At 71.3% G+C, this 23,327-nt stretch carries 22 protein-coding genes and 1 tRNA gene; 13 read left to right on the top strand and 10 right to left on the bottom strand.

Features of this window, described 5'->3' with window-relative positions; translation table 11 throughout:
- Positions 1 to 97 precede the first annotated feature (97 nt).
- Positions 98 to 589, bottom strand: coding sequence for a MarR family winged helix-turn-helix transcriptional regulator (locus ACN27G_RS31535; protein ID WP_421497531.1), 492 nt, complete (start codon positions 587 to 589; stop codon positions 98 to 100).
- A 153-nt stretch (positions 590 to 742) separates the two neighbouring features.
- On the opposite strand from ACN27G_RS31535, the gene ACN27G_RS31540 reads away from it, so the two are divergent.
- Both ACN27G_RS31540 and ACN27G_RS31545 read left to right on the top strand, forming a co-directional pair.
- The gene (locus ACN27G_RS31540) at positions 743 to 1,327 is read left to right on the top strand and encodes a YceI family protein (protein ID WP_421496312.1); all 585 of its coding nucleotides are present in this window, start codon (positions 743 to 745) and stop codon (positions 1,325 to 1,327) included.
- Positions 1,328 to 1,628: 301 nt separating this feature from the next.
- Positions 1,629 to 3,107: a glutamate-cysteine ligase family protein gene (locus ACN27G_RS31545; RefSeq protein WP_421496313.1), complete on the top strand. Its 1,479-nt coding sequence runs from the start codon at positions 1,629 to 1,631 to the stop codon at positions 3,105 to 3,107.
- A 69-nt stretch (positions 3,108 to 3,176) separates the two neighbouring features.
- Here ACN27G_RS31545 and ACN27G_RS31550 read toward each other — a convergent pair whose 3' ends face one another.
- Entirely contained in the window at positions 3,177 to 4,637 is a 1,461-nt protein-coding gene (locus ACN27G_RS31550; protein WP_421496314.1) for a hypothetical protein, read from the bottom strand.
- Positions 4,638 to 4,856: 219 nt separating this feature from the next.
- Between ACN27G_RS31550 and ACN27G_RS31555 the strand changes: the two genes are divergently transcribed.
- Both ACN27G_RS31555 and ACN27G_RS31560 read left to right on the top strand, forming a co-directional pair.
- Positions 4,857 to 5,534 carry a PASTA domain-containing protein gene (locus ACN27G_RS31555; protein WP_421496315.1) on the top strand — a complete coding sequence of 226 codons (678 nt, stop codon included), beginning with the start codon at positions 4,857 to 4,859 and terminating at the stop codon, positions 5,532 to 5,534.
- A 176-nt stretch (positions 5,535 to 5,710) separates the two neighbouring features.
- A complete protein-coding gene (locus tag ACN27G_RS31560; RefSeq protein ID WP_421496316.1) occupies positions 5,711 to 6,523 on the top strand; it encodes a PASTA domain-containing protein in 813 nt (270 codons plus the stop codon).
- A gap of 49 nt (positions 6,524 to 6,572) precedes the next feature.
- Here the strand turns inward: ACN27G_RS31560 and ACN27G_RS31565 are convergent, their stop codons facing one another.
- Positions 6,573 to 7,169, bottom strand: coding sequence for a hypothetical protein (locus ACN27G_RS31565; RefSeq protein ID WP_421496317.1), 597 nt, complete (start codon positions 7,167 to 7,169; stop codon positions 6,573 to 6,575).
- A gap of 119 nt (positions 7,170 to 7,288) precedes the next feature.
- Positions 7,289 to 7,591: a hypothetical protein gene (locus ACN27G_RS31570; RefSeq protein ID WP_421496318.1), complete on the bottom strand. Its 303-nt coding sequence runs from the start codon at positions 7,589 to 7,591 to the stop codon at positions 7,289 to 7,291.
- 633 nt (positions 7,592 to 8,224) lie between these two features.
- Between ACN27G_RS31570 and ACN27G_RS31575 the strand changes: the two genes are divergently transcribed.
- The 3 genes from ACN27G_RS31575 to ACN27G_RS31585 all read left to right on the top strand — a co-directional run bounded on the left by ACN27G_RS31575 (position 8,225) and on the right by ACN27G_RS31585 (position 10,118).
- On the top strand, positions 8,225 to 9,106 hold the full coding sequence (locus ACN27G_RS31575; protein WP_421496319.1) for a helix-turn-helix domain-containing protein: 882 nt from the start codon (positions 8,225 to 8,227) through the stop codon (positions 9,104 to 9,106).
- A complete protein-coding gene (locus ACN27G_RS31580; RefSeq protein ID WP_421496320.1) occupies positions 9,076 to 9,297 on the top strand; it encodes a DUF397 domain-containing protein in 222 nt (73 codons plus the stop codon). Before ACN27G_RS31575 ends, ACN27G_RS31580 begins: the two co-directional genes overlap by 31 nt.
- Positions 9,298 to 9,605: 308 nt before the next feature.
- Positions 9,606 to 10,118 carry a hypothetical protein gene (locus tag ACN27G_RS31585; protein ID WP_421496321.1) on the top strand — a complete coding sequence of 171 codons (513 nt, stop codon included), beginning with the start codon at positions 9,606 to 9,608 and terminating at the stop codon, positions 10,116 to 10,118.
- Here ACN27G_RS31585 and ACN27G_RS31590 read toward each other — a convergent pair.
- Positions 10,086 to 10,685, bottom strand: coding sequence for a hypothetical protein (locus ACN27G_RS31590; protein WP_421496322.1), 600 nt, complete (start codon positions 10,683 to 10,685; stop codon positions 10,086 to 10,088). The genes ACN27G_RS31585 and ACN27G_RS31590 overlap by 33 nt on opposite strands.
- A 254-nt stretch (positions 10,686 to 10,939) precedes the next feature.
- Between ACN27G_RS31590 and ACN27G_RS31595 the strand changes: the two genes are divergently transcribed.
- On the top strand, positions 10,940 to 12,814 hold the full coding sequence (locus ACN27G_RS31595; RefSeq protein WP_421496323.1) for a S8 family peptidase: 1,875 nt from the start codon (positions 10,940 to 10,942) through the stop codon (positions 12,812 to 12,814).
- 55 nt (positions 12,815 to 12,869) lie between these two features.
- Here the strand turns inward: ACN27G_RS31595 and ACN27G_RS31600 are convergent, their stop codons facing one another.
- The 5 genes from ACN27G_RS31600 to ACN27G_RS31620 all read right to left on the bottom strand — a co-directional run bounded on the left by ACN27G_RS31600 (position 12,870) and on the right by ACN27G_RS31620 (position 17,323).
- Entirely contained in the window at positions 12,870 to 13,649 is a 780-nt protein-coding gene (locus ACN27G_RS31600; RefSeq protein ID WP_421496324.1) for a 3-ketoacyl-ACP reductase, read from the bottom strand.
- Positions 13,646 to 15,148, bottom strand: coding sequence for a hypothetical protein (locus tag ACN27G_RS31605; RefSeq protein WP_421496325.1), 1,503 nt, complete (start codon positions 15,146 to 15,148; stop codon positions 13,646 to 13,648). Before ACN27G_RS31605 ends, ACN27G_RS31600 begins: the two co-directional genes overlap by 4 nt.
- A gap of 77 nt (positions 15,149 to 15,225) precedes the next feature.
- Positions 15,226 to 16,032: a WecB/TagA/CpsF family glycosyltransferase gene (locus tag ACN27G_RS31610; RefSeq protein WP_421496326.1), complete on the bottom strand. Its 807-nt coding sequence runs from the start codon at positions 16,030 to 16,032 to the stop codon at positions 15,226 to 15,228.
- Positions 16,033 to 16,054: 22 nt separating this feature from the next.
- Positions 16,055 to 17,128 carry an NAD-dependent epimerase/dehydratase family protein gene (locus ACN27G_RS31615; RefSeq protein WP_421496327.1) on the bottom strand — a complete coding sequence of 358 codons (1,074 nt, stop codon included), beginning with the start codon at positions 17,126 to 17,128 and terminating at the stop codon, positions 16,055 to 16,057.
- A gap of 112 nt (positions 17,129 to 17,240) precedes the next feature.
- Positions 17,241 to 17,323, bottom strand: a tRNA-Leu gene (locus tag ACN27G_RS31620).
- Positions 17,324 to 17,599: 276 nt separating this feature from the next.
- On the opposite strand from ACN27G_RS31620, the gene ACN27G_RS31625 reads away from it, so the two are divergent.
- From ACN27G_RS31625 to ACN27G_RS31645, 5 genes are all read left to right on the top strand, one after another.
- A complete protein-coding gene (locus ACN27G_RS31625) occupies positions 17,600 to 18,385 on the top strand; it encodes an FhaA domain-containing protein (protein WP_421496328.1) in 786 nt (261 codons plus the stop codon).
- A gap of 5 nt (positions 18,386 to 18,390) precedes the next feature.
- The gene (locus ACN27G_RS31630) at positions 18,391 to 18,873 is read left to right on the top strand and encodes an FHA domain-containing protein FhaB/FipA (protein ID WP_421496329.1); all 483 of its coding nucleotides are present in this window, start codon (positions 18,391 to 18,393) and stop codon (positions 18,871 to 18,873) included.
- Entirely contained in the window at positions 18,870 to 20,288 is a 1,419-nt protein-coding gene (locus ACN27G_RS31635) for a PP2C family protein-serine/threonine phosphatase (RefSeq protein WP_421496330.1), read from the top strand. Before ACN27G_RS31630 ends, ACN27G_RS31635 begins: the two co-directional genes overlap by 4 nt.
- Positions 20,289 to 20,433: 145 nt before the next feature.
- The gene (locus ACN27G_RS31640; RefSeq protein ID WP_421497532.1) at positions 20,434 to 21,825 is read left to right on the top strand and encodes an FtsW/RodA/SpoVE family cell cycle protein; all 1,392 of its coding nucleotides are present in this window, start codon (positions 20,434 to 20,436) and stop codon (positions 21,823 to 21,825) included.
- Entirely contained in the window at positions 21,822 to 23,327 is a 1,506-nt protein-coding gene (locus ACN27G_RS31645) for a peptidoglycan D,D-transpeptidase FtsI family protein (protein ID WP_421496331.1), read from the top strand. Before ACN27G_RS31640 ends, ACN27G_RS31645 begins: the two co-directional genes overlap by 4 nt.

Raw genomic sequence — 23,327 nt, forward strand, 5'->3', positions numbered from 1 at the left:
TGCCGGTCTTTCTGCCGGTGATCCCCGAAAATGCGGTTATCCCGTTCGGGTGATGATCGCCGGGTTCGCGGCGTTGCCGGCGGACCGTGGTCACGGCTCAACGGGGCGTGGTCGCCCCGGCGGTGTCCGCTCCGGTGCTGGCCGCGCTGCCGGTCTCCGCTGTGCCGGTCTCCGCGCTGCCGGCGGTGGCGCCGGGATGGACCGCGTCCCGGACGATGCGCAGCGAGTCGAGCAGGCTCTGGAGGGCGGCGGGCTCCAGTTGACCGATGAACCAGTCCTGGATCAGTTTGATGTGTCCGGGAAGCGTCTCGTCGAGCCGCGCCATGCCGGACTCGGTGACCACGGCGTACGCACTGCGCCGGTCGGAGGGGCAGGCGCGGCGCTGGAGCAGGCCGTCGCGCTCCATCCGGTCGACGACCCGGGTCACGCCACTGGTGGAGAGCGAGGTCTGGGCGGACAGGTCGGTCATCCGGAGCTGATGCTCGGGCGAGCGGGCCAGCCGCATCAGGACCTCGAACTCCACCGTCGACAGCCCGTGCTCCTCGAACTGGGCGGCGAATCTGGCGGCGAGCCCGGCGTACACCTCCATGACCAGGCCCACGGCCGTGATCCGGGCGTCGTCGTACAGGTTCTCGGTCACGAACCGATCGTAGCAGTCGTTGACAGAGGGAATATTGCTCGAACTATAGTTGCTTCGTCAGTCATCGGTCCCACAACCTATCTCCTGGGAAGGCCATCTCTCATGACCAGCAGCGCCGAATCCGCCACCACCCGTACCTGGGAGGGGCTGACGATCCCCACCGCCGGCAGCTACCTGCTCGACCAGGCGCATAAGCGCGTCGGCTTCATGGCCCGGCACATGATGGTGAGCAAGGTGCGCGGCCAGTTCCGTGAGGCGGAGGCGACGATCACCGTGGCGGAGAACCCGCTCGAGTCCTCGGTCTCCGCCACCATCCAGGCCGCAAGCATCGACACCGGCCAGACCGACCGGGACAACCACCTGCGCAGTGGCGATTTCCTCGAGTCCGAGAAGTACCCGACGCTGGAGTTCCGCAGCACCGGCGTGAAGTCGCACAGCGGGGCCGAGTTCGTGCTCGACGGCGAGCTCACCATCAAGGACGTCACCCGCCCCGTCGAGTTGACGGTCGAGTTCGAGGGCGCCGGACGCAGCCCGTACGGCCAGGACATCTTCGGCTTCACCGCGTCCACCGAGATCGACCGGGAGGACTTCGGGCTGACCTGGAACGTCACGCTGGAGACCGGCGGCGTGCTGGTGGGCAGGAAGATCAAGATCGAGATCGAGGGCGAGGCCGTTCGTCAGTCCTGACCCATGAACGACGGATCGGTCGGTTGTCGCCCCGGGCGGCCGACCGGTCAATTCACACCACGGGAGCCCCGGTTACCGATCACATGGTGACCGGGGCACCTCGTTGGGTAATGCGTCCATGGCAGGGGGCACCCGCTCGTGTGTAATGGTGGACGCAGCGCCGCTGGCCGCTCACGCTGGGCCCGCGACGCTGTGGTTGTGGCCACGTGTGCGCGGCGCTCCTACGGTAGTGGTTCGAACGGGCTCCGGGTGGGCATGGCTCCCGGAGTGCCGAGACAGCGCCTCGCGGCGGGGAGGATAGATGGGCCAGGACGTGTCGGAGGTCCCCTTCACCCGGGAGGACCGGATCAGATACCGGCAGAAGGTACGCCGGTGTCTGGACGTCTTCGCGCTCATGCTTGACGACTTCGGTTTCGACGCCGACCGGCCGACCACCGGCCTGGAGATCGAGCTGAACCTGGTGGACGCCGACGCCGAGCCCGCGATGCGCAACGCCGAGGTGCTGGACAACCTCGCCGATCCCACTTTCCAGACCGAATTGGGCCAGTTCAACCTGGAACTCAACGCCCGGCCACGCCTGATCGAGGCCGCCGGATTCGCCGACTACGAGCAGGATCTGCAGGAGAGCCTCGGCCGGGCGGAGGAACTCGCCGCCAAGTCCGACGCGGCGATCATCCTGATCGGCATCCTGCCCACGCTGACCCCCAGCCACCTGGTCCGGGACAACCTCTCCAGCAACGAGCGCTACCGGGTGCTCAACGACCAGATCGTCGCCGCCCGGGGTGAGGACATCGAACTGGACATCCGTGGTGTCGAGCGGTTGCAGACCCACACCGACTCGATCGTCTCCGAGGCGGCCTGCACCAGTCTCCAGTTCCACCTCCAGGTGGCACCGGACAGCTTCGCCGACTACTGGAACGCCTCGCAGGCGATCGCCGGGATACAGGTCGCGCTGGGCGCCAACTCGCCGTTCCTGCACGGCCGCCAGCTCTGGGCCGAGACCCGGATCGCCCTCTTCGAGCAGGCCACCGACACCCGCCCCGACGAGCTCAAGGCCCAGGGCGTACGCCCCCGGGTCTGGTTCGGCGAGCGATGGATCACCTCGATCTTCGACCTCTTCGAGGAGAACGTCCGCTATTTCCCGCCGCTCCTGCCGATCTGCGACGAGGAGGATCCGGTCGAGATCCTGCACAACGGCGGCGTACCCCGGCTGGCCGAACTCCGGCTGCACAACGGCACCGTCTACCGGTGGAACCGACCGGTCTACGACATCATGAACGGTCGGCCGCATCTGCGGGTGGAGAACCGGGTGCTGCCGGCCGGGCCGACCGTGGTCGACATGCTGGCCAACGCCGCCTTCTACTTCGGGCTGGCCCGCGACCTCGCCGAGGGCGATCGGCCGATCTGGAGTCAACTGACCTTCAGCGCCGCCGAGGAGAACTTCCACGCGGCCGCCCGGCGGGGCATCGACGCCGTCGTCGCCTGGCCCCGGCTCGGCGAGGTACGCGTCACCGAGCTGGTGCTCGACGTCCTGCTCCCGAGGGCGGCCGCCGGGCTGGACCGGTTCGGTGTCGGTGCCGCGCACCGGGACCGGCTGCTCGGCATCATCGAACAGCGTTGCCGTACCGGCCGCAACGGCGCGGTGTGGCAGGTGGAGACGGTGCACGCCGCCGAACGCGGCCGGGGGATGGACCGCTCCCAGGCCCTGCACCACATGCTGCGCCGGTACGGCGAATTGCAACGGACCGACGAGCCGGTGCACACCTGGCCGGTCGACTGACCCCCGGGCCGGTCAGCGTGAACGGCCGGGCAGCGGAGGTGGTGGCTGGTCAGCGGAGGCGGTGGCTGGTCAGCGGGAGCGGCGGCCGAGCTTGCCCAGCCTGCTTCCCTTCGGCCTGTCCCCGCCGGCCGGCTCGGCGGGCTCTGCCGTCCCGGCCGGTTCGGTCTCGTCGGCGGCATCGTCGGCCGTGGCTGCCCCGGACGCGCTGGCGACCCCGGACGCGCTGGCGACCGGAGTGGGCCTGCCGGCCGTCCCGGAGTCCGGTCGCCTGCTGCCGGAGCCGGCGGTCGAGCGTACCCGGAAGGTGTCGGCCTCGTCGGCGCTGCGCCGCGCCCCGCCGGTCGGCTGACCGGGCAACCGCCCCCGGTCGCTGTCCGCGGTCGCCCCGGCGTCGCTGTTGCCGGACCGGGCGGTGGCACCGGCATCCTGCGGCTCGGTCCCGGACGGCTCGGTCCCGGACGGCTCGGCTCCGGACGGCTCGGCTCGCGAGGGCTCGGTCCCGGAGGGCTGGGCCCCGGAGGGCTGGGCCCCGGAGGGCTGGGCCCCGGAGGGCTGGGCCCCGGAGGGCAGCGGGTCGGAGCGGGAGTCCGGGCTGTCGGCCGCCTGCGCGGCCAACGCCTCCGAACGCTGCGCCAGAGCCGCCACCAACGCCGACCCGGCCAGGCCGGCGACGACGGCGTACGGCGCCATCAGGTGCGCCGACACCTGCTCGGGACGGATGCCGACCAGTCGGGGAGCCGCGAAAAAGTAGGCGACCGCCACCAGCAACGGCCCGCTGATCCCCGAGATGGCGGCCCCGACCCGGGTCACCGGGGTACGGGCCGCCGTCCGGGCGGCGAGCGCCCCGATCACCAGTGCCGAACCGAGCGACAGCGCGGCCCCGGGCCAGTAGAAGTACTCGCGGAACCAGTAGCGCTCCCCGTCGGAGGTGAGCTGCCAGACGCCGAGTTGGGCGGCGCCCAGGCCGCGACCGGAGAGTACGCCGTCGACGACCGCGATCACGGCGAGCGCCCAGAGCCAGCAGACCGTACCGATCACGTTGCGGGCGACGGCCGGTGACGAGATCGCCCAGATCGCCATCACCAACCCGAGCACGACCCCGAGGACGGCGTAGCCCGCGGCGACGGCCTGCGGGGAGGTGGTGTCGACCGGCACCGCCGCCCGGGCGGGCACGGCGACCAGCAACACCGTGATGAGTGCGCCGATCGCGCTGGAGACCGCGAGTGCGGCGCGCCAGACGAAGGTGGCCAGGTTCGGCGGTGGGTCTCCCGTCGGGGCGGCCGGTGCGGTGGATTTCCGGCCACCCGCACCGAGCCGGTGTGCGCAGATCGCTCCGGCGACGGTGGAGGTGGCGGCCACCCACGCGGCCCAGGTGAGACTGGCGACCCAGGCGGCCGCGCTCGTGCCGCCGGCAGACGGCAGCCAGGCGATGATGCCGAGTCCGTAGCCGAAGCCCAGTTGAGCGGCGCCGGCACCGGCGCCGACGCCGATCGCCGTCGCGACGGAAACTCCCCAGCCTCGTGCGGCCATGCGGGGCAGCGTAGCGTCCACCGGCGGTTGCGGCGAGCCGCAGACCGGGGCGCAGCGACCCCGACACGGACCGTGGCCGGTTGCATTCCGGTGGCCGGTCCACCGATGCTGTCGGGCAGCACACTTCCACCGGCCGGATGTGTCCACCGGCCGGACGTGACACCGGCGCGACTCCGACGCCGGGCGGTGAGGCAGGGTCTCCATGACGGATGAGGCTGTATGACGGATGAGGCTGTGGCGGGACCTCCTGGCGGCGACCACGGTCCCTCGAACCGGACGGGTCTGTACGTCGGCGCGGCGGTCGGGCTTGTTCTCTGCGCCATCGTCGGTGCCCTCGGCGGTTACCTGCTGGCCGGTGGCGGCGACGACCGTGACACGCAGGCCGGGCCGCAGGGCCCGACGCCGACGCTGGAGTCGTCGAGTACACCGCCCCGGACAACGCCGAGCCGGACCCCCGGCCGCCGGCCGAGCAGCAGTGCCCCGGCGCCGGGGCAGATGGTGCTGCCCGACGTGGTCGGGAAGGATTTCGAGGAGGCCCGGGACGAGTTGCGGCGCATGGGGCTCGGCGTGCAGTTCATCTTCGGCAGGGCGGGCGACGACCGTAGCGTCGCCAGCACCAATCCCCGGGCCGGGACGGCAGTGAAGCGGGGGATCACGGTCCGGGTCACCGTGGTGGGCGCACCGCCGGACGTGGTGGTGCCCGCGCTCACCGGACACTCCTGCGACCAGGCCGCCCAACGCCTGGTCGACGACGGCCTCTATCCGGCGTACCCGACCGGCCGGAAGGGCGAGGTACGCAGCCAGGAGCCGGCCGGTGGGACGGTGCTGCGGTGGAACGAACGGGTGGCGCTGTACTGTTCCGACTCTTCCGGCCCGTCGGTGCCGCCCTCGCCCTGACGGAATCCGCCCTGACGGGTTCACCGTGGCGGGGTTCGCCGCAGTGGGGTTCGCCATGGCGGGAGCTGCCGGAGGACCGGACACGCCGGAGCCGCCGGACGATGGCTGCGGGGATGCCGGCCGGATAGATTTGACGCTGTTCGCCCCGGTCACATCCGCCGGCGAGAGGACAGGCCATGGCCGACGACCCGCAGCAGCCTCCGGAGGGTCCGGGCACGCACGGAGAGCGGGGCGGAGGCGACGAGGAGCCGCCGGCCGCCGCCGGGGACGTCCCGCCCGGTGACGCTGGCGGGCGTGCACGCGACGACGCGACCCGGATCAGCGGGGCGCACGGCGACGCGCCCCAGGGCGACGCCACTTGGATCGGTGGGCAGCCGCAGGACGGTGCGGCGGACCGTACCCAGCCGGTTCCACCCCGGTCGCCGGCATGGTCGGGCCGGGCCGGAGTGCCTGCCCGGGGTCCGGAGCCGGCCGGGCCGCCACCGGCCGGCTGGGGCTATGGCGAGGAGGCCGACGACCGGCGCTGGTGGATGCCGATCCTGGTCGGGACCGTCGCGCTGATCCTGCTCGGCATCCTCGTCGTCGCCGGCTGGTTGATCGTCGACTCGGCCCGGCGCGACACCCCCACCCCACCCTCCCCGGCGGTCACCAGTCCGATCGCGCCAACCAGGCCGACCACCCCGCCGCCGACCACCACCGCCGCGACCCCGAGCGCCACCGCGACCGCCGCCGGTCCGGTCGTGCTGCCGCCGCTCGTCGGGCTCCAGGTCGACGAGGCGGTCGAGTCGCTGGAGCGGCTGGGGCTGGTTCCCCGGATCGAGACCCAGGTATCCAGCCGGCCGCCGGGGACCGTGCTCGACACGGATCCGTCGACCGGCACGCAGATCGAGCCGGGCGGCGAGGTGATCCTCGTGGTCGCCGCGCCGCCGGCAGCGCCGACCGGCACCTCCGGTCCTCCCGGCCCGATCCAACCCACCCCGGGCGGCTGAGCGCCTGCCGGGCGTCCGGCCCGCCCGGGGAGCGGAACGCGGGACGGGCTCACCAGTAGCGGCGTCTGCTGCCCACCATGACCAGCCCGACGACCGAGATGACCAGGCCGGCCAGGCCGGAGTACGCCAGCGATCGCTGATAGCCCGGCGGCGGACCGTGGGTGGCCGGCGCCGGCCCGGCCCGCTGCTCCTCGGATCCGCCCGGCTGTCGCTGCGGTACGTCGGCAGCCCACCGGGGGCCCGGGTCGTCCGGGTGTCCGGCCCGACCGGTCGGTACGGTGGGCTCCGGCGTTTCCGGACCACCCTGGGCCGGCACTCCGCGCCAGGCGCCGAGGCGGCGGCTCGGCCAGCGACGGTCGGCCCCGGCGGAGAATGCGGAGCCGGTCGCCCCGTCAGGCTGCGGCTCGGATCCGCCGGATAGCCCGGGTCCGGGCTCGGGCTCGCCGGGCCGGGGTTCGACCGTCATTCTCGCGGGCTCGGCAGGCGGCGGCGCCGGGTTGGCGGCCGGGTGCCGCAGGGACAGTGGTCGGTTGCCGCCGGCGCTGCCCACGCAGCCCGGCAGGCCAACGGTGATCAGGATCAGCAGCACACTGACCCGCATGCTCCGGTACGTCGTCCGGTCCCGGTCGGAGGGGTCCTTGGCCATCGGCGGCTCCCAGGTTCGGGCGGCCCTCGACAGCGTGCGGGTTGGTCAAAGCCATGGGTGGATGAGCCCAGTCTAGGGCTGCTACCGGGAGCGGGGCCGGACGTTCGCCGAGATGCGGCTCAACCGACCCGGACGCGTGCGGTGAACGCGCTGGAGTTGGTCCGCATCGGCCGCCGGGCCTGCGGATGGTTGTGCCGTCCGGCGTTGGGTTGCAGGTGTCGCAGCCCGTTGATCTGGACGAATATCGACCGCCGCTCGACCGCGTCGCCACTCGCGTTCAGCTCGTAACCGTCGAGCCAGATCCAGCCGTGGTAGGTCGGCCAGTCATGGGCCCGGATCACCCGGAAGTAGATCGGTGCGGCGAACTGGACGCTCGCCGAGCGGGTCACGTGGAGTACGTCACCGGAGCGGGGAAGATGCACATCTGCTCCTGTCCGACTGGCGCCGGGGCGGGCCGGCGGAAGTGGCGGGCGGGGGTCTGGGGGAGGGTCCTGGACCCGGAGGTCCGGAACCGGCGCGGCGGTTCGGTGCTGCGGACGTCGGTGCTGCGGACGTTCGGACTCGTGCCGGAGCGGCCCGGCTGGGGCGTCGACCGGGTCGATGCGTCGTTGCCATCACACCAACCCGGCCGACACCTGTCGACTCCGGGACGCGCCAGCCGCCGTAGCGGCCCTGGCATACAGCGGCGGGGGCTCTTACCCCGGAGCGGGGCTTCGTGCCGTACCGCCGGCACGACCGTCACCCCGGCCAGGCGAGAATGGGGGAGCATTGCGTCGCCTGACCGAAGGGAGACGCTGCGTAGCCCGAGCCATACGCACAGGGTGCATCAAGAACATGATCAATGCAAGTTGCAGTTTGCCTTTTGCTCCGGGATGGCGACAGCGGGCCGTCCGGCGCTTGATACCCCGGTCCTGGAGGCGGCAGACTGGAGCCGTTTCGGCAGCTGCGGCCGACAGTCTCTCGCTCCATCCGCCGCGAATGGACGCCCGCCCCGCCCGCCGGGCGAAGATCCGGCGGCAATCCGACTTTTCCATTGACTTACCGGAGGTGATCCGGTGACCGAGCGCCGGAGCCCGACCATCCGCCGTCGCCGGCTCGGAGCCGAGCTGCGCCAGCGTCGGGAGAAGGCCGGAGTCACGATCGAGGCCGTCGCCGAGTTGCTGGAATGCTCCGCGTCCAAGGTGTCCCGGATCGAGACCGGGCACACCACAGCCACGGTCCGCGACGTGCGGGACATGCTCGGCATCTACGGCGTGACGGGTGCCGAGTGCGACGAGCTGATCCAGATCGCCCGGGAGGCGCGCCAGAAGGGCTGGTGGCATCCGTACAGCCCGGTGCTCGCGGGCGCGTACGTCGGGCTGGAGGCGGCGGCCGCCTCGGTCCGGGCGTACGAGCAGCAGACCGTTCCGGGGCTGTTGCAGACCGAGGAGTACGCCCAGGCGATGATCCGGTCCGCCCGGCCGGACTGGGTGGCCGAGGAAGTCGACCAGCGGGTCCGTGTCCGGTTGGGCCGTCAGTCGTTACTTGACCCGGACGATCCGATCGATCTGTGGGTGGTGCTCGATGAGGCGGTGATCAGCCGGCCGGTGGGCGGCGACGCGGTCATGCGGGCCCAGTTGGAGCGGCTGGTGGAGGCCGCTGACCTACCGAACGTCACGCTCCAGGTCCTGCCGTTCGATGCCGGTGCGCATGCCGGCATGGACGGCACTTTCACCATCCTCGGCTTCCCGGAACCGGGTGATCCGGACGTGGTGTACGCCGAAAATGCCACGGGCGGGCTTTTTCTGGAGAAGCGGGATGAACTACAGAAATACATATTTATCTTCGATCATATCCGCGCGGCAGCCCTGCGCCCGGAGGAGTCCGTCGCGCTGATTTCGAAGTTGGCAGAGGAGCCATTGTGGAAGTGGAGACAAAGGGGTACCGCGTCGACCTGAGCGGGGCAGCGTGGCACAAGAGTTCGCGTAGCGGACCCAACTGTGACAACTGCGTCGAGGTGGCCTTCGCAGGCGGCGCGATCGCCGTACGGGACTCGAAGAACCCGACCGCCCCCGCCCTGATCTTCACGCCCGACGAATGGGATGCGTTCGTCGGCGGCGCCAAGGACGGTGAATTCGACCTGGCCTGACGGCCGTCGGATTCGCCAATCAGTTCAGCGCGGTCATCCGGTCGGCGCCATGCCGGCCGGGTGGCCGCGCCTGTCATGGCGCAGTCGGTCGCGCATCCGATACCGACCGCCGACCGCTGACCGCCACGCGCCACCCGGCCTCCCCGCCACCCCGGGCAGCCCGGACATCCCCACCTCCCCGGGCACCCTCCCGGCCTACCCGTCGGCCGTCGCCGGCGCGCGGCCGGGTCGTTGTACCCGATGGCGGAGTCGGTCCACCGACCACCGCCGCAGGGGGTCCATAACCGGATGAGGCAGGGGCGAGGCGGATGACGATCGGATCGGAGAATCTGGGCAACGGTTCGGCCAAGCCGGAACGGCTCGGGAACAAATACCGGGGCGCCCGCCGGGACACCAGCACCACCACGGAGGAATCGTCGGTCGGCACCGACCTCGGATCGCCGGAGAGCCTGTCGCCGGGCCGTGTCTCCGATCTGGGGGCGGGCCGTGTCTCCGACCTGGGGCCGGGCCACGCGTCGAACCCGGGCGCGAGCCACTCCTCGGAGCTGGGCGGGATGCTACCGGCGGCGAGTCCGCCGGAGCGCGTACCGAAGCTTCCGTCGCTCGACATGGGCGGGTTGACCGAGCCGGTCTTTCCGCCGGCCGGCTGGCCGGACGTGCCCTCCGAGCCGCTCGTCGACCATCCACTGCTGCGCGGGCTGCTGATGGAGCTGCCGCCGAAGGGCAGCATCCCCGACTCGCTCTGGCTCGACCGCTGGTTCGAGGCCGCCCGGGCGATCCTCGAACTGCTATACGTGCAGGACGCCAGCCGTACGCGATGACCGCGACCGGACGGTGACCGCGCGTTCGACCAGGCGGCTGTGCCGCAGGGCGTGCCGTACCCCGATCATGCCGACCGCGAGCACCGCCGCGGTGAGCACCACACCGATCATGCCGGGACTGGTCAGCGGCACCAGACCGGTCGCGGTGACCAGCGCCGGCAGCATGACCAGGCCGGTCACCTGCACCGGCAGGGCGATCATCGGATGGGCGGCGCCGGCCCGCAATGCCGGCGGGGCCGGTGTCTCCGGCGCGGCGGAGAAGGCGCCGGCCCCGACCCGGAGCCACCACAGCCGGCGTACGGTCAGCGCCGCGACGACCACCGCGGGCACCGCCGGCAGCGCGAGCCCCGTCGCGGTGCGGTCGGCGAGCGTCGGCTCCGTCGCGACCAGCCCGACCAGCAGCACCCCGGCCAGCCCGGCCAGGCCGGCGCCGACCAGCGCGAGGAGCAGGCCGGTACGGCGGCGCAGCGCCCGCGCGGCCGTCAACCGGGGCATCCCCTCGACGACGAGGCCCGCCACCAGCCAGACGGTGGCGATCGCGAGCAGGATGGCGAGATCGGTGTCCATGACGACAAGCCTTGCCCGGTTTCCGTTCCGGCGGATCCGGGCCCGCCCCCAGCGGTGCCCGGAGAAGGCACCCGTAGGGGTACCCGGGCTCCTCCCGACCACTCGCAGAGACGGCCATCTTTCCATGGTGATAGAAGATTCGGGATCTACTGTTTTGCACGGCTCCTGACTAATCTCAGCTCGATCGGTTTGTGCTGACCCGTGACTCAGGACGGGGCGGGCGGTCGTGCGCCGATCGGAGGGGAGGAGGGGAGATGAGTCTCCCTCGCAGGTTCGTAGTCGTCGGAGTGTCCACTCTGGCCATGATCGCGGCGGCGGCGGCGCCGGCCGCGGCCGTGCCACCGGAAGGCAGCATCCGTGGTGCCGGCAGTGCCGGCGCCATCGCCGACAGCTACATCGTGGTCTTCAAGGAGAACACGGTGGCCCGGGCAGACGTCGCGTCGAAGGCCGGCGGCCTGGTCGGCAGGCACGGCGGCACGATGCGCCGCACCTACGGTGCCGCGCTGCGTGGCTTCGAGATCACGACGTCGGCCAGGGCCGCGCGCCGGATCGCCGCCGACCCGGCGGTGGCGTACGTCGAGCAGAACCAGACGGTCCGGATCACCGGCACCCAGCCGAACCCCCCGTCCTGGGGGCTGGACCGGATCGACCAGCGGAACCTGCCGCTGAACAGCTCCTACACCTATCCGAACACGGCGTCGAACGTGAACGCGTACGTCATCGACACCGGCATCCGGTACAGCCACAACGAGTTCGGCGGCCGGGCGGTGAGCGGGTTCGACGCGATCGACGGCGGCAGCGCCGACGACTGCCACGGGCACGGTACGCACGTCGCCGGCACGGTCGCCGGCACGTCGTACGGGGTGGCCAAGAGCGCCCGGATCTACGGCGTACGGGTGCTGAACTGCTCCGGCCAGGGCACCAACGCCCAGGTGATCGCCGGCATGGACTGGGTCACCGCGAACGCGGTGCGCCCGGCGGTGGCGAACATGAGCCTCGGCGGCGGTGCGTCCAGCGCCATCGACACCGCGGTCAACAACTCCATCAACGCCGGCATCACCTACGTCGTCGCGGCCGGCAACGGCAACGCGCTCGGCATCCGGCAGGACGCCTGCAACTACTCGCCGGCCCGGGTGCCGAACGCCATCACCGTCGGCGCCACCTCGAACACCGACGCGGCGGCGAGCTTCTCCAACTACGGCACCTGCGTCGACATCCTGGCGCCGGGTGTCGGCATTACCTCCGCCTGGTACGACAGCAACACCGCGACCAACACCATCAGCGGTACGTCGATGGCGTCGCCGCACGTGGCCGGCGCGGCGGCGATGGTGCTCTCGGCGAACCCGTCGTGGTCGCCGCAGCAGGTCCGGGACCACCTGGTCAGCAACGCCACCCCCGACGTGATCAGCAACGTCGGCACCGGCACCCCCAACCGGCTGCTCTACGTGGTCGCCGACGGCAACCCGCCGGCGAACGACTTCTCGGTCTCCGTCTCGCCGACCAGCGGCTCGACGGCGCCGGGCGGTTCGGTCACGGCGACGGTCGGCACCGCGACCACCGCCGGTGCGGCACAGTCGGTGACGCTCTCCGCCGCCGGCCTGCCGGCGGGGGCGACCGCCACGTTCAGCCCGGCGACGGTGACCTCGGGCGGCTCGTCCACGGTCACCATCGCCACCGCGACCGGCACCGCCCCCGGGACCTATCCGGTGACCGTCACCGGCACCGGCACGGGGGTCAGCCGGAGCGCCACCTACACGCTGACGGTGACCGGCGGCGGGAGTGGCTGCTCCGGCAGCAACGCCACCGACGTCTCCATTCCGGACACCAACGTCAACGTGACGAGCAGCATCACCATCTCCGGCTGCAACCGCAACGCCTCCAGCTCTGCCACAGTGGAGGTCAACATCGTGCACACCTACCGCGGTGACCTGGTCATCGACCTGATCGCCCCGGACAACAGCGCGTACCGGCTGAAGAACAGCAGCATCTTCGACGGCGCGGACAACGTGAACGCGACGTACACCGTCAACCTCTCCTCCGAGGCCGCGAACGGCCTCTGGCGGCTCCAGGTGCGGGACGTCTTCCGCGGCGACACCGGCTACATCAACACCTGGTCGCTCACCCTGTGAAAGGAAGGGCCCCTTCATATCGTTTTTTGTATATGAAGGGGCCCTTCTTCACGTCTCAGAGCGTACGCAGGTGGAAACCACCGTCCACGTCGATCACCTGGCCGGTGCTGAACGGGAGCAGGTCGGTGGCGACCGCCACGACGGCCCGACCAACGTCCTCCGGCTGCCCCCAGCGCCGGATCGGGGTGAGACCCTGGTTGAGGATGAGGTCGTCGTAGCGGGCCTTGACCGGGCCGGTCATGTCGGTCTCGACGATGCCGGGCCGGATCTCGTAGACGTTGATCCCGTGCTCGGCCAGCCGGGCGGCGTAGAGCTGGGCCGTCATCGCCAGCCCGGCCTTGGTGACGCAGTAGTCGCCCCGGTTCACGCTGGCGGTGTAGGCGCTGATCGAGGAGATGACGACGATCTTCGGTCGCGTGGTCCGGCCCTCCGCCTGCTGCGCGATCATCGTGTTGGCGACGAGCTGGATCAGGAAGTACGGCCCCTTCAGGTTGATCTCCACCAGCCGGTCGAAGGACTCCTCGCCGGCCTCCAGCAGGTCCGCCCGGACGTTCGGGGCCACCCCGGCGTTGCTGACCAGCAGGTCGATCCGGCCGAGGGCCGAGGTCGCCTCGTCGACCAGGCGTCGCCGGTCGTCGGGGCGGGAGACGTCGGCGCGTACCAGGTGGGCCCGGCCGCCCCGCGACTCGACCTCCTTGCCGACCTGGGCCGCCGCCTCGGCGTTGCTGGCGTAGTTGACCACGAGGTCGTAGCCGGCGCCGGCCAGCGCCAGCACGATCCCCCGGCCGATCCCGCGCGAGCCGCCGGTGACGATCGCCACCGGACGCCCGGTCACGCCGGCACCTCCGGCCCGACCCGGCCGGCCGACGTCCCGGCGGGGCTGGCCGACGTCCCGACCTGCCCGGCTGACGTCCCGACCTGCCCGGCTGACGTCCCGGCGGGGCCGGCTGACATCCCGGCCGGGCCGAAGAAGGTGTAGTACGGCTCGTCCCGGGCCACCCGCTGGAGATGGAGGGCCAGCTCGCGGGCGTGGTAGTCGCCCCACATGCTCGACTCGCCGTTCGGCACCCGCTGCCCGGCCGGCACGTGGTCCCAGCCGTTCGGGCGGTGGTAGACCGAGTGCAGCAGCAGGCCCTGGTGCCGGGGGTCGGTGCTCAGGTATGGCTCGCCGAAGAGGGTGTCGGCGACGGTGAGCCCGGCCTGCCAGTACCGCCGACCCTCCTCGGTCCGGCCGGCCCGGTCGAGGATGCGACCGAGCCGGAGCAGCCCCTGCGCGCCGATCGCCGCCGCCGAGGAGTCCACCGGCTCGTGCGCGTTGTACGGGTCGGCCGGCCGCTCGACGTGGTCGCCGAGCCGGACCAGCCCGGGCGCCCCGGTGTCCCAGTACGGCACCCCGTCGGCCGGAGTGGTGGTGAGGTAGAAGTCGCAGGTGGCGGTGGCGGCGCGGAGCAGCATCGCCTCGACGGCGTCCCGGCCGCCGTACGGGGCGAGTTCCTCGTCGGGCAGGACGGCGAGGAACTCCAGCTGCTCGGGGAAGCCCAGCATCGCCCAGGAGAGTCCCCGGGTCCAGGTGCTGAACGGTGAGTACCCCTGCTGGGTGCTGGGGCAGCGGTAGCTGCCGTCGTTCACGTTGAAGATCGACTCGTGGGCGGTGCGCCCCGGTACGTCGTAGCTGTCCCGGCCCTCGCCGTAGTAGATGTTCCACCGGGCGGTGTTGCCGGCGTGCTCCAGCAGCCGGCCGAGCAGCGAGATCCGCTCGTCCCGCTCGCCCATCAGCACGTGCCCGAGCAGGTGTGAGACGGCGAGTGCCCGGCAGGAGCGGATGGTGTCGACGAAGAGTGACTGCGGGCCGTTGAACGAGTAGATGTAGCCGGTGCCGTCCGCGGTGCTCCGCCAGCGGGCCGCCTGCACCGCGCCGGTCAGCTTGAGTGCCAGCTCGTAGAAGTCGCGTTCGGCGCGGTCGGCCGGGATCCGCCCCTCGTTCATCAGCCGCCACAGGTTCCCGTACGTGCTGACGTTGTTGAACCCGTGATCGTGTACGCCGATGTGGCTGACGTGGCTGGCCATCACCGCGACGGTCTGCTCCCGCCCGGAGTCGAGGAAGCGCCGCTCGCCGGTGGCGTCGAACTGGAGCAGCGCGGAGCCGTACTGGAAGCCCTGGGTCCACTCGGTCCAGCCCCGCGCCGTGTACTGCCCCTCGACGGTGAAGACCGGCGAGGCGGTGCCGGGCGGGCAGGTCTTCTCGATCGAGTCGATCTTCTGGGCCGACGCCTCCCAGAGCCGGTCGATCTTCGGTAACAGCGCGGACGGGGTCAGCCCCTGGTCGATCCTCATCGGGTCAGCATAGGAAAGCGCTATCCCGAAACGCCAGTGCCGACGGTCGAGCTGGGCGGGCGGAGCTGGGCGGGCGATCAGACGGCGAAGCTGGCCGGCCGCTCGGTCGCCGGGGTGGGCGGCCTCGGCCGCCAGACGCCGAGCCGCTGGGCGGTCAGCCGGGCCACGTACGCCGGGTTGAGCACCATGTAGCGGTGGAAGAGCCGCCTCGGCTCCAGGCCGAACCGCCAGAGCCACTCCAGGCCGACCCGCTGCATCCACGGCGGCGGCTTGCGGAGCAGGCCGGCGTGGTAGTCGAAGGCCGCCCCGACCGCCATCAGCGGCATGTCGAGCAGCGGCCGCATGGCGTACGCGAAGACCTCCTGCCGGGGGCAGCCGAGCCCGACCAGGACGAGCCGGGCCCCGGAGTTCCGGATCCGGTCGGCGATCTCGGCGTCCTCGCCGGCCTGGACGGCCCGGAACTTCGACGACTCCATCCCGGCGATCTTCAGGGCCGGGAACATCCGCTCCAGCTCGGGGACCAGCCGGGCGAGCGTCTCGTCGGTCGACCCGTAGAGGTAGACCGGCATCCCCTCGTCGGCGAAGCGGGCCAGCACGCTCAGTGTCAGGTCCGGGCCGTAGACCCGCTCGGCGAGCCCGGCGTGGTGCAGCAGGTTGAGCGCCCACCGGACCGGCTGCCCGTCCGGGGTGACCACGTCGAAGGCGTTGAGCCGGGCGTTGTGCGCCGGGTCGAGGACCCCGGTCATCACCCCGTGCACGGCCAGCGCGGTCAGCGCCAGCGGGCGGCGCTCCCGCCCGGCGGCCACCACCTGCTCGGTCGCGGCCTCGTAGTCGACCGCGTCGACCAGGACGCCGAGGACGTTCCGCTTTCCCCGCGAGATCACGCCTTCTCCCTGCCGTTCCCGCTCACGATTGGGGCACCCACTTGTCGACGTTGGCGGCGTAGATCTCCTGGAGGATCATCGGCACGTCGTAGATCTGCTTCCAGTCGGGATAGTCGCGCTGGAACGCGGCGTTGGAGCCGATCCACCACTGGTGGTCGCCGACCCGGTTCGCCTCGCGGTACTCGGTGATCATCTCCCGGCCGCTGATCTGCTCGGCCAGCGCGAACGCCTCCAGGTGGGAACAGTTCGAGTGCCGCCCGCCGCCGAGGTTGTAGACCGCCGCCGAGCGGGGCGCGCGGAAGAACGCCTCGAAGGCCGCGACCACGTCGTGGCTGTGGATCGCGTCCCGGACCATCTTGCCCTTGTAGCCGAAGATCTTGTATGTCCGCCGCTCCATGTTGCAGCGCATCACGTAGCCGAGGAAGCCGTGCAGCTCGGTCGCGGAGTGCGCCGGCCCGGTCAGCGTGCCGCCCCGGAAGCAGGCGGTCTTCATGCCGAAGTAGCGGCCGTATTCCTGCACCATCACGTCCGCGGCGACCTTGGAGGCGCCGAAGACCGAGTGCATCGAGCCGTCGATCGACATGTCCTCCTTGATGCCCTCGTAGTAGGGATGGTCGGTCGCCAGCTCCCAGCGGGTCTCCTGCTCGACCAGCGGGAGGCTGTTGGGCCGGTCGCCGTAGACCTTGTTGGTGGAGCAGTGGACGACCGGCGCCTCGATGCAGTGTTCGCGCACGTTCTGCAGAACGTTGAGCGTGCCGCCCGCGTTCACGTCGAAGTCGGTGAACGGGTCGCGCAGCGCCCAGTCGTGCGACGGCTGCGCGGCCGTGTGGATCACCACCCCGATGTCGCGGCCGTAGCGCCGGAAGATCGCCGCCAGCGCGTCCCGGTCGCGGATGTCGACGTCGTGATGCGCGTACGCGGCACCCAGGTCACTGGTGAGCCGCAGCACGTTCCAGGCGGTCGAGGCCTCCGCGCCGAAGAACTGCCGGCGCATGTCGTTGTCGATGCCGACGACGTCCAGGCCGAGCCCGGCGAAGTGCCGGACCGCCTCGGAGCCGATCAGACCGCCGGATCCGGTCACCAACGCGACTGTCACACGTCACTCCTGGGTCGCCCTCGGGGTCAAAACTCCCGGAGCATAGCGCGGAGGCGCCTTTGCCCCGATATGAACGAGGGGCCCCGTGTCACCACGGAGCCCCTCGAAGCGGTGGGGAAGGGGGGAGTTGAACCCCCACGCCCTTTCGGGCACACGGACCTGAACCGTGCGCGTCTGCCATTCCGCCACTTCCCCGTGCGAGGTGTGACCCGCGTCGCCCCGGTGCCTCTTCCGATGAGAGGCCGGGCCAACCCGGCTCATCCCCGAACGCGCCACAGGACGATAACAATCGTGTCCGGAGCCCGCTCTTCGGCATGTGCCGGGACATACTACGCTGTCCCTGTTGCCGCCGCAGGCGTTGCCGCCCGCAGCGGATGGAAGAGTAGCACGACTATCCCGGCCACTGAGGAGAGGCCGGTGCAGGGCGGCCGAGCGGCGTGCGAGCCGCACGTGCGGCGGCCGGATACCATCATGTCCTCGGAACCCGAGGAGGAGCCGGTGAGCGTGCTGCAACGCTTTGAGAAGCGTCTGGAGGGCCTGGTCGAGGGGGCCTTCGCAAAGGTGTTCAAGGGGGTCGTGCACCCCGTCGAGATCCTCAACGCGATGCAGCGGGAGGCAGAGGCGCACAAGGCGATCCTCGCCGGCGGGCGCACTCTGGTGCCGAACCGCTACGTGATCGATCTCTCGCCGTACGACCACAGTCGGCTGGCGCCGTACGCCGCCGCGCTGGCCCAGGAGCTGGCCCAGTCGCAGGCGGAGTTCATCGGCGAGCAGGCGTGGACGGTCTACGGCGACGTGATCGTCGAGATCGAGCGCGGGGACGGCCTCGACACGGGGATGTTCCGGGTCACCGCCGAGGTCTACACGGGCGGCGACGTGGCGCCGGTGCACCAGTCGCCCTACGACCAGCAGGGCGGCTACCCGCCGTACGACCAGGGTGGCGGCTACGCGCCGCCCGGGCAGGGCGGGGGTGGCCGCAACATCCGGCTCGTCTCCGGTGACGGCCGCACCTATCCGCTGCAGATGGGCTCGACCGTGATCGGCCGGGGCGACCAGGCGAACCTGCGGCTGCCGGACGTCGGCATCTCCCGCCGGCACGCCCGGCTCGACTTCGACGGCGCCCAGGTGGTGCTGACCGACCTCGGGTCGACCAACGGCACCATGGTCAACGGCCAGCGGGTCTCGGCCGTGGCGCTCAACCCGGGCGACATGATCCAGCTCGGCACGACCACCCTGACCTTCCGCGTGGACGGCTAATCACCTTGCCCCCATTCGTCATCACCGTTGCCCGGATCGGGTTCATCGTCCTGCTGTGGATCTTCGTCTTCACGGTGGTCGGGGTGATCCGTCGGGACCTCTTCGCCGGTGCGAGGTCCAGCCGCCTCGTCGCCGCGCCACGCGGGGTGGGGGCCGCGCTCGGGCAGCAGAAGCCGGCGAAGGTCAAACGGGGCCGGGCCGCCCACCAACTGGTCGTCACCGGCGGCCAGCTCGCGGGCACCCGGATAACGCTCGGCGAAGCACAGATCACCATCGGCCGGGCGGAGGACTCGACCCTGGTGATCACCGACGACTACGCCTCGGCCCGGCACGCCCGGCTCGTGCCGCGCAACGGGCAGTGGTTCGTCGAAGATCTCGGTTCGACTAACGGGACCTACCTCGATCGCGCTAAGGTCACCGGACCTACCCCCGTCCCCCTCGGCGTGCCGATCCGGATCGGCCGCACCTCTCTCGAATTACGGCCATGACTCTGACCCTGCGTTACGCGGCGCACAGCGACCGCGGGCTGATCCGAGACGGCAACCAGGATTCCGTCTATGCCGGGCCACGGCTACTCGCCGTGGCCGACGGCATGGGCGGGATGGCCGCCGGTGACGTAGCCAGCAACATCGTCATCGGTGCCATGGCCCCGCTCGACGAGGACGTCCCCGGTGACGCCCTCGTCGACGCGCTGCGTTCGGCCGTGGACACCGCCAACCAACAACTACGCGACACGGTCGACGCCAACCCGCATCTGGAGGGGATGGGCACCACCCTGACCGCGCTGCTCTTCTCGGGCAGCAAGATCGGCATGGTGCACATCGGCGACTCCCGTGCCTACCTGCTCCGCGACGGCGAGTTCGCCCAGATCACCAAGGACGACACCTACGTCCAGATGCTTGTCGACGAGGGCCGGATCAGCCTGGAGGAGGCGAGCAGCCACCCGCAGCGGTCGCTGCTCACCAGGGCGCTGGACGGTCGCGACATCGACCCCGAATACTCCGTCCGCCAGGTGCTTCCCGGCGACCGCTACCTGATCTGCAGCGACGGGCTATCCGGCGTGGTGAGCGCGGAGACCATCGCCGACGCGATGCGCGACATCAAGGATCCGCAGGCCTGCGTCGAGCGGCTGGTGCAGCTCGCCCTGCGCGGCGGCGGCCCGGACAACATCACCGTGATCATCGCGGACGCCAGCGACCAGGACATCCTGGAGGCGGCCCCGATCGTCGGCGGTGCGGCGTCCCGGGACCGCGGCATGGCGACCTCGGCCGACGACTCGACGCCGGCCGCCCGGGCCTCGGCGCTCTCCCCGCCGCGTCCGGCCAGTCCGGAGCCGGCCGAGTCGGAGCCGGGCGGCGACGACGACGCCGAGCGTCCCCGCCGCCGGCCGCTGCGGACGGCGGTGCTGGTCGTGGCCCTGATCGGGGTGGTCGGCGCCGGCCTCTGGTTCGGCTGGGACTACACCCAGCGGCAGTACTACGTCGGCGCGACCGACGACGGCCAGCTCGCGGTCTTCCAGGGCATCCCGGGCCGGATCGCCGGGCTCGACCTCTCCAACGTGCACGAGACCAGCGCGACGAAGCTGGAGGACCTGACCGCCGCCGCCCAGGAGCAGGTGAAGCAGGGCATCCAGGCCGAGGACGAACCCGACGCGGTCCGCCGGCTCGCCGAGCTGACCAACGAGGACCCGGACAATCCCAATCTGAAGCCGCTCTGCCCGCCGACCCCCACGCTGGGCGCCGTCACCCCCACCCCGAGCCTTTCCCCGACCCCGTCCGTCCCGACTCCCACCCCCGGCCTGACCGTGCAGGCGACCGCCACCCCGGCGGGCACGCCCGACGCGCCACCGTCCGACCCGATCCCGCCGGTCACCGACCCCGCGGGCTGCCGGTCGATCGAGTGAGCGTCAGCTCCGACGAGCCGAGGGAATTCACGTGACCGCCCCGCCTGGATCGGCAGCGACGCCCGCACCAACGGGCGAGCTGCCGCGTGTCCGCGTCGCCGCCCGGTCCAGGCGGAACGCCGAGCTGGCCCTGCTGCTGCTCGCCATGGGCGTCTCGGCGGCGTACGCGGCGACGGTCGAGGCGACCCTGCTCGACCGGGTGACGCTGGACTTCTGGGTGCCGGCGGCCTGCCTGACCGGTGTCTTCGTGGCGATCCACGTGGTGATCCGCTTCCTGGCGCCGTACGCCGACCCGGTGCTGGTGCCGGCGGTCGCCCTGATCAACGGGCTCGGCGTCGGCTTCCTCCGCCGGCTCGACCTGGCCCGGGCCGCCCCCGACGAGCGGGTCGACTTCGCGATCTTCTCCGGCACCGGAGGACGGCAGCTCGCCTGGACCCTGCTCTCGGTGATCCTCGCCGCCGGGCTGCTGGTCCTGGTACGCGACCACCGGGCGATCTCGCGGTACGCGTACACCCTCGGCCTGGCCGGCATCGTGCTGGTGATCATCCCGACGGTGCTGCCGGCCCGCTACTCGCAGGTCAACCCCCAGTCGGACGCCAAGCTCTGGATCAGCGTCGGCGGGTTCACGATCCAGCCGGGCGAGTTCGCCAAGCTGATGCTGCTGGTCTTCTTCGCCTACTACCTGGTGCGCAAGCGCGAGGTGCTCTCGCTGGCCAGCCGGCGCGTCCTCGGCGTCGACTTCCCGCGCGGCCGGGACCTCGGGCCGGTCGTGGTGGTCTGGCTGGTCAGCCTCGGCGTCCTCGTCTTCCAGAAGGACCTCGGCACCTCGCTGCTCTACTTCGGCATGTTCGTGGTCACCCTCTACATCGCCACCGAGCGGGTCAGCTGGCTGATCATCGGTCTCTTCCTCTTCTTCGGCGGCGCCTTCACGGCGTACTTCCTCGGCAGCACCGTCGGCGGGCCGTTCGCGAACTTCTACACCCGGGTCGAGATCTGGCTCGACCCGTACGGCGACCCGTACGGCGCCGGCTGGCAGCCGCTGCAGGGGCTGCTGGGACTCGGCACCGGCGGGCTCTTCGGGACCGGGCCGGGCGGCGGGCAGCCGACCGAGATTCCCGAGGTGCACAACGACTTCATCTTCGCCGGCATGGGTGAGGAGATCGGCCTCTTCGGGCTCTCCGCCCTGCTGGTGGTCTACCTGCTGATCATCGAGCGGGGGCTGCGCGCCGCACTGGCCGTCCGGGACTCCTTCGGCAAGCTGCTCGCCGGTGGGCTCTCCTTCACGCTCTGCCTGCAACTCTTCGTCATCATCGGCGGGATCAGCAGCCTGATCCCACTCACCGGCCAGACCACCCCGTTCCTCTCCGCCGGTGGCTCGTCGCTGATGGCGAACTGGCTGCTGGTCGCGGCCCTGCTCCGGATCTCCGACGCCGCCCGCCGGCCGGTCGACGCCACGTCACAGGCCCGGCCGGGCGGGGCGCCCGCGGGCCCGCCGGTCCAGTTGCACGGCGCGACAACGGAGGTGATCAGGCCGTGAACGCACCGCTGCGCCGGGTCGGCATCGTCGTGATGGTCCTTTTCGGCCTGCTCTTCGTCAACCTCAACTGGGTGCAGGCATACAAGGCCGACGAATACCGCACCAGCGACTACAACGGCCGGGTCCAGGTCGCGGAATACGAGCGCAAGCGCGGCATCATCGAGGCCGGCGGCACCCCGCTGGCGAGCAGCCGGGAGACCGGCGGCAAGCTGAAATTCCTGCGCACCTACCCCAAGGACGAGCTCTACGCGCACGTCATCGGCTACAAGCCGGTCAACATGGCCGCCACCGGCATCGAGAAGAGCGAGAACGAGTTCCTCGCCGGCACCAGCGACCAGCTCTTCGGCGACCGGGTGCGGGACCTCTTCACCGGCAACCAGACCGCCGGCGGCAACATCCTGCTCACCCTCTCGCCGCGGGCGCAGGAGACGGCGTACCGGGAGCTGACCGAGAACCGCAGGGGCGTCACCAAGGGCGCGGCGGTGGCGCTCGACCCGACGACCGGGGCGATCCAGGCGCTGGTCTCGATGCCGAGCTTCGACCCGAACCCGCTCGCCGACCACGACACCGAGCAGGCCCAGGCCGCGTACGACAAGCTGGACGCCGACGAGGACGGGCCGCTGAAGAACCGGGCCCTCGCCGAGACCTTCCCGCCCGGCTCCACCTTCAAGGTCATCACCTCGGCCGCCGCCCTGGAGAACGGCTACACCCCGGAGACCCGGATCCCGGCCGGATCGAGCTACCTGCCGCCGACCGCCGGCACACCGATCCGCAACGCGGCGTCGAGCATCTGCCCCGAGGCCCAGGTGACGCTGACCGAGGCGCTCACCGAGTCCTGCAACACCGGCTTCGCCCAGCTCGGCGTCAAGCTGACCGCCGACGTCCTCAAGGCGGAGGCCCGGCAGTTCGGCTTCGAGGACGACGAGCTGGCCGTGGGCCGGCTGAACGACGGCGGCCAGAAGGTCGCGGCGAGCCGCACCGGTGAGATGACCGCACCCGGCGGCAACGACGACCCGCCGCAGGTGGCGCAGTCCTCGATCGGCCAGAACAACGTCCGGATGACCCCGTTGCAGGGCGCGCTGGTCGCCGCCGCGGTGGCCAACGACGGGCGGCAGATGCGGCCCTACCTGGTGCAGCAGCAGCTCGGCCCGGACCGCACCACCGACTACTACACGGCGGTGCCGCGACAGCTCCGCGAGCCGGTCAGCGCCGAGGTCGCCCGGCAGCTCCAGGAGATGATGGTCAGCGTGGTGCAGAACGGCACCGGCACCAACGCGAGGATCAGCGGCTACCGGGTCGGTGGCAAGACCGGCACCGCCGAGACCGGCGGCAACAGCGACGACCACGGCTGGTTCATCGGCTTCGCGATCAACGACGACGGCAAACCGGTCTCGGCGGTCTGCGTCTTCCTGGAGGCCGCCGGCTCGGGCGGCAGCGCCGAGGCGGCCCGGATCAGCCAGCAGATCATGCGGGCGGTCATCGCCGACCGGGGAGGCCGCTGA

Source organism: Plantactinospora sp. WMMB334 (assembly GCF_049179095.1).
GTDB lineage: Bacteria > Actinomycetota > Actinomycetes > Mycobacteriales > Micromonosporaceae > Plantactinospora.